This is a genomic window from Synechococcus sp. CB0205 (assembly GCF_000179255.1).
Lineage (GTDB): Bacteria > Cyanobacteriota > Cyanobacteriia > PCC-6307 > Cyanobiaceae > Vulcanococcus.
Window position 1 is genome coordinate 1 of sequence record NZ_ADXM01000018.1, and the last position, 5,224, is coordinate 5,224.

The window sequence follows — 5,224 nt, forward strand, 5'->3', positions numbered from 1 at the left end:
TGGAGCGTCGCGGCGGCGGCGGTGGCGGTGGCTTGATCGCCTCCTGCAAGAGGTCCACAAGCCGGCGCTGCACCGCCACCCGGCTTTCCACTGGGAGCGGTGCTCCCTGGCGGCGATCACCGTGCATCCATCTACCAGCCGCGCTTGCAACCGCTTCACCGCTCTCGCCTGCAAATGCGGCGGCAGCGACGGAGTTGCCGCCAGGTCCAACACCAGCTCCACGCGCGAATCGGTGGTGTTGCGTTCTGGCAGCCGGGCCCACCAGATCGCGAGAAGCGCCAGCGGAGCTCCGCTTCGGGGATCACCCAAGGCTCACTGAGCCGCAGATCGCCAGGAGCTACGCCTGCCCTCACCAAAGCCTGTCATTGGCAGCACAGGCCAGAGGAGCACCCGTGATGCGCAAATGTGGAAACAGGAACACCCCCGTCCATGGCCGAGACCAGCACCGCCCCCACCCCCGGCTGGGTCGACGAGATTTTCGATGGTGTGCGCTACGGCCTGGCTGGCCGAGTGATCGCCGAGGAGCAGTCGCCCTTCCAAACGGTCACCATCATCGAGAGCGGGCGCTACGGCAAGGGCCTGCTGCTCGATGGCTGCTGGATGACCGCCGAGCGCCAGGAGCGGCATTACCACGAATCGATCGTGCACCCGGCGCTCTGCAGCGCCGAAGCGGTGGAGCGGGTGCTGGTGATTGGCGGTGGCGATGGCGGCACCGCCCGAGAGTGCCTACGCCACACCGGCGTGCAGCACCTGGACATGGTCGAGATCGACGGACTGGTGGTGGAGTGGAGCCAGCAGCACCTGCCCTCCATCGGCGGAGGCTGCTGGAGCGATCCGCGCTTCCACCTGACCGTGGGCGACGGGATCGCCTGGGCCGCCAATGCCGCTGACGCCAGCTACGACGTGGTGATCGTCGATGGCTCCGATCCCGCTGGCCCCGCCGAAGGCCTGTTCAACCGGGCCTTCTTCGAGCAGTGCCGCCGCATCCTCAAGCCCGGTGGCGTCTTTGCCACCCAGAGCGAATCGCCCGAGGCCTTTCGCCAGGTCCACATCGACACCGTCCAGGTGATCCGCGAGGTCTTTGGCCACGCCGATCCGATGTACGGCTGGGTGCCGATGTATCCAAGCGGCTGGTGGAGCTGGACCTTCGCCGCCATCGACGGCCGCCGCTATCTGGAACCGGATCCCTCCCGTGCCGCGGCCGTGGTTGATGGCTGTGAGATCTGGAGCCCCCGCTGGCAACGCGGCGCCTTCGACGCCATCCCCGCCGCCATCGAACGCGCGATCAACGCATGAACGACCTCTTCGACACCGACGGCGCCATCTACATGGGCAGCCAGCGGGATCCCGCCGGCTGCCGCGTGGGCCTGTTCGGCGTGCCCTACGACGGCACCACCTCCTTCCGGCCTGGCACCCGCTTTGGCCCAGCGGCCATCCGCGAGGTCAGCCCGGGCCTTGAGAGCTACTGCCCCCAGCTCGATCGGGATCTGGAGGAACTGGCCATTGCCGACCTGGGCGCCGTGGACATCCCCTTTGGTGCACCGGAGCCGGTGGTGGCGGCGGTGAAGCAGGCGACGCAGGTGGTGCTGGGGCTGGGCCTCAAGCCGCTGATGCTGGGGGGTGAGCACTCCATCAGCTCAGGAGCAGTGGCCGCCGTCGCCGAGCAGCATCCCGAACTGGTGCTGGTGCAACTCGATGCCCACGCCGACCTGCGCCACGAATGGCTCGGCGCCAACCACAGCCATGCCTGCGCCATGCGCCGCTGCCTGGAGGTGCTGCCCAGCCAACAGCTTCTGCAGATCGCCATCCGCAGTGGCACCCGCGAGGAATTCAGCGAACTGCGCCAAACCGGACGCCTGGTCGCCATCGAGCGGATGGCCGAGGCGCTCAAGCCCCTACGGGGCAAGCCCCTCTATCTCACCGTGGATCTCGACTGGTTCGATCCCGCCGTGATGGCCGGCACCGGCACCCCCGAACCCGGCGGCTTCCTCTGGAGCGACTTCGCCGCCCTGGTGGATGAGCTGCGGCACCACAACCTGGTGGCCGCCGACGTGGTGGAGCTGGCGCCGATGCTCGACCCGAGCGGGGTCAGCAGCGTCTTGGCGGCCAAGGTGGTGCGCAGCCTGCTTTTCCTGCTGGATCGCTGATTCAGCAAAAGTAACTACTCAAAAGGCAGCGAAAAGGCAACAAAGAATCTTTATGGGTTAACAGTGTTCAACCCTTAGTAAATCCATAAACTGAATCGTTAGGGCGCAAACCGCAAACGACAGCTGAACCCCATGAACGTATCCATCAAACGCCTGAGCAGCAATGCAAATGGCCTCGCGTTCTACAAAGCTGATCCAGTCACAGGGGCCGTCGAGTCAAGACGCGGCTTCTGGCGGTGGACCACGCAACCAGGCGAAAAAGGATACTTACAAGTAGCGCTAGAAAACGCACAGCGTGCGGGGACCTATCTCCCATCAGATCGCCTACCAGCAGACGGGCTCTCAAGCCAATACAACCTCAACATCGATTTAGACGAAGGCGTGGGAGTCCTCTTGCTAGTGGATGGCAAGCCAAATCAAATCCAATCACCGTTCTTCAGCAAAACCAGCAATAGCAAACCAAATCAGGTTTATTCACCATTCTTCGGCAAAGTCAGCAATAGCAAACCAAATCAGGTTTATTCACCATTCTTCGGCAAAGTCAGCAATAGCGATATTCAGATCTTCTCATCTTTCAACGCAGCAAATCCCAATGGTGATGTTCAGTTCATTTCATACGATCTAGCCACCGGCGGCGTTGCCTATCTTGCAGAAGACACATCAGCCTCCGGCAATAGCGATCGAGATTTCAACGACTTCAGCATTGAACTCACGCCAGAATCTGATAGCCCAACGCGGATCCCCAATTCAAACCCTTGGATCAACGCAGATCAAACGAGCTTCGTCACCAGATCAGACCTAGATCCAGATGCCCTGAAGAATTACCAGGACGAATTGGCCTACTTCGAAGCACATCCAGAAGTATTAGGCGATCTAGAACTAGAGATCTCGCTAATTTTGAATCGGCGCGAGGTCGACCACGCCGCCATGGAGAAGAGCGACCAGTACAAGATTGAACGGTTTTACGATGCCAACGAACTCACATCTCTATCATACAGAGATCTTTATCAGTACACCAACAGCCTGTCTCAACAAGACTTGATAGATCTCTACGGTGCAGACCCTGCAGACATTGAGGCTGTTGTCGGTTTTCTAGCCCAAAGTGGCGCAACAGACATCGACGCGAGCAGGGCAAAGGAGCAGCGCACCATCAGCTTTACGATCAAGGGACAAAACTTTGTCGAGAGCTTTACAGATGGGAGCCTCCTATTAAATCCCTATGATGTCTGGTATCCCTATGTCAACCGAGACAGCGACTACGGCAAGTCCTACCTTGACGCACAAGGCAATGGAGCCGAAGCCTTCGCCCAAGCAATTCTTGGATTGCATATCAAAGAAAAGTCGACATCCAACGCCGCCGACCCAAATGGAACAAACTCACCCGACCCAGACCCCTACATTTATATTAGCCCTATTAATGTAGCCAGGGCATATCAATTTTCGGGAGTCGATGATTCAACAGCGGGCTCTGGCGCACGAATCGGGCTTGTAGGAAGTGGCGGCACAAAAGCCATGCTTGATTGGCAAGATAGTGAGAATTTCAGGGACTATCTCCTACAGCAAGGTCGCGACCCCCTTGTGGTCCCCGGCTTTCAATCATTAGCCTCAGACAAAGCCAACCAGTCTGCGGACGGGATCGGGGAACAAATGCTTGATATTGGCATCTTAACCTCGATCAGCCCAGGCGCATCAGTCATCGAATCAGACTGGAACGACGATCTATATCGCAGGTATGCATCCCTGATCTATCTCGATAATCCTGTTGATGTGATTTCATCTTCGGACCAAGATGATCTCAAGCGGCATTACAGCGCTTATGCCTACGAGCAGCTATATCTTGATGCCGTTTTACGCGGAATTCCTGTGGTTGTTGCATCAGGTGATCGTGGCATCGCGAACTCAGTCGATGGAAGCATCTTCCTACCAGGGAAGGGAAAGACCAACCCCACCGAAAACACAGGGAGTGCTGCAATTCTGAGTGTTGGCGGCACTACCTTTAGTCGCGACACGATAGTTGACTACCGTAATAGTGGCACTGGAATTTCCCCATATAACCAGCTGACCTGGAACGAGAACAAATTCAACAATCAATCAACCTACACAATTCCAGATGGCGTAGTTGCGGAATCCGGCATCAGCACCTTCAGCGTCAATGAACTCAACCGCGCCACTCATGTCTTTGACCTACAAGATGGGGTGCAGCAGTACATGGGATCCAGCGGCAGCTGGCTTCCATCAAGTCAGCTGCTCCCAGCCGGTTACCAGCGCGATCATTTGACGGGGGTCTGGAGCGATACCTGGAGGGCTTATCCAGATATTTCGATGTTCTCCGGCGCAAATACTGAGAACGGAACGAAGCTTCCTCGTTACGCAGCCCCAGCCTTGAATGAGAGTGGCTATTTCACAACACACTCGGCCGGCACATCAGCCGCAGCACCATTAGTTGCAGGCCTGATCGCCAATATCATTTCCGAACTTCGCAGAAGCTTTGGAGAAGATGCTTCTGTGGGCTTCTTGAACCCCCTGCTGTACGAGCTTTACGGCTCCGGCCTTGGCGATCAAGTGTTTTTTGACGTACCATCCGGCTCCAACAATTCGAACGTATTTACAACCCCAACAACGCCCGAAGAATGGGACGGAATCTATGCAGGCTATGACATTCAATCGGATACAGGCAAAGCCATTTTCTATCCACTCAACGGAACACTTTCGAATGGCGAACTGGATCGAGGCTTGTCGGCCACAGCTCTCGGATTCGACTCAGCAACAGGTCTTGGCAGCCTTAATGGGATGGGGCTGCTCAATCAACTAACAAACCTTTACCCGCTCCTGTAGACAATTCAGCCGTTACCGCAAAACACCACTTGCGCATTGCCTGAAAAGGGCATGGATTGCAGTGGCGTTGTTTCCCGCCTGTACTGATTACATGTTTAGCGGATGTTTCCTAACTGTTAAGCCTGGAATCCGTAAACCCTCAATCTCTAACCGTATTGCTCTGCTGCTTCCCAGCGCTGATTGCAGCTGCTGGCAATCCTGAGCCGGAGGGATGTCTCTGGAGGGAATTGACCGCCCTAGTT

At 57.5% G+C, this 5,224-nt stretch carries 3 protein-coding genes; all 3 read left to right on the forward strand.

What is annotated here, in order from left to right:
* Positions 1-429 precede the first annotated feature (429 nt).
* The 3 genes from speE to CB0205_RS0101920 all read left to right on the forward strand — a co-directional run bounded on the left by speE (position 430) and on the right by CB0205_RS0101920 (position 4,982).
* Positions 430-1,296 carry a polyamine aminopropyltransferase gene (gene speE, locus CB0205_RS0101910; RefSeq protein ID WP_010313687.1) on the forward strand — a complete coding sequence of 289 codons (867 nt, stop codon included), beginning with the start codon at positions 430-432 and terminating at the stop codon, positions 1,294-1,296.
* Entirely contained in the window at positions 1,293-2,147 is an 855-nt protein-coding gene (gene speB / locus CB0205_RS0101915; RefSeq protein ID WP_010313689.1) for an agmatinase, read from the forward strand. Before speE ends, speB begins: the two co-directional genes overlap by 4 nt.
* A gap of 132 nt (positions 2,148-2,279) precedes the next feature.
* Positions 2,280-4,982, forward strand: coding sequence for a S8 family serine peptidase (locus CB0205_RS0101920; RefSeq protein ID WP_156797750.1), 2,703 nt, complete (start codon positions 2,280-2,282; stop codon positions 4,980-4,982).
* Positions 4,983-5,224 lie beyond the last annotated feature (242 nt).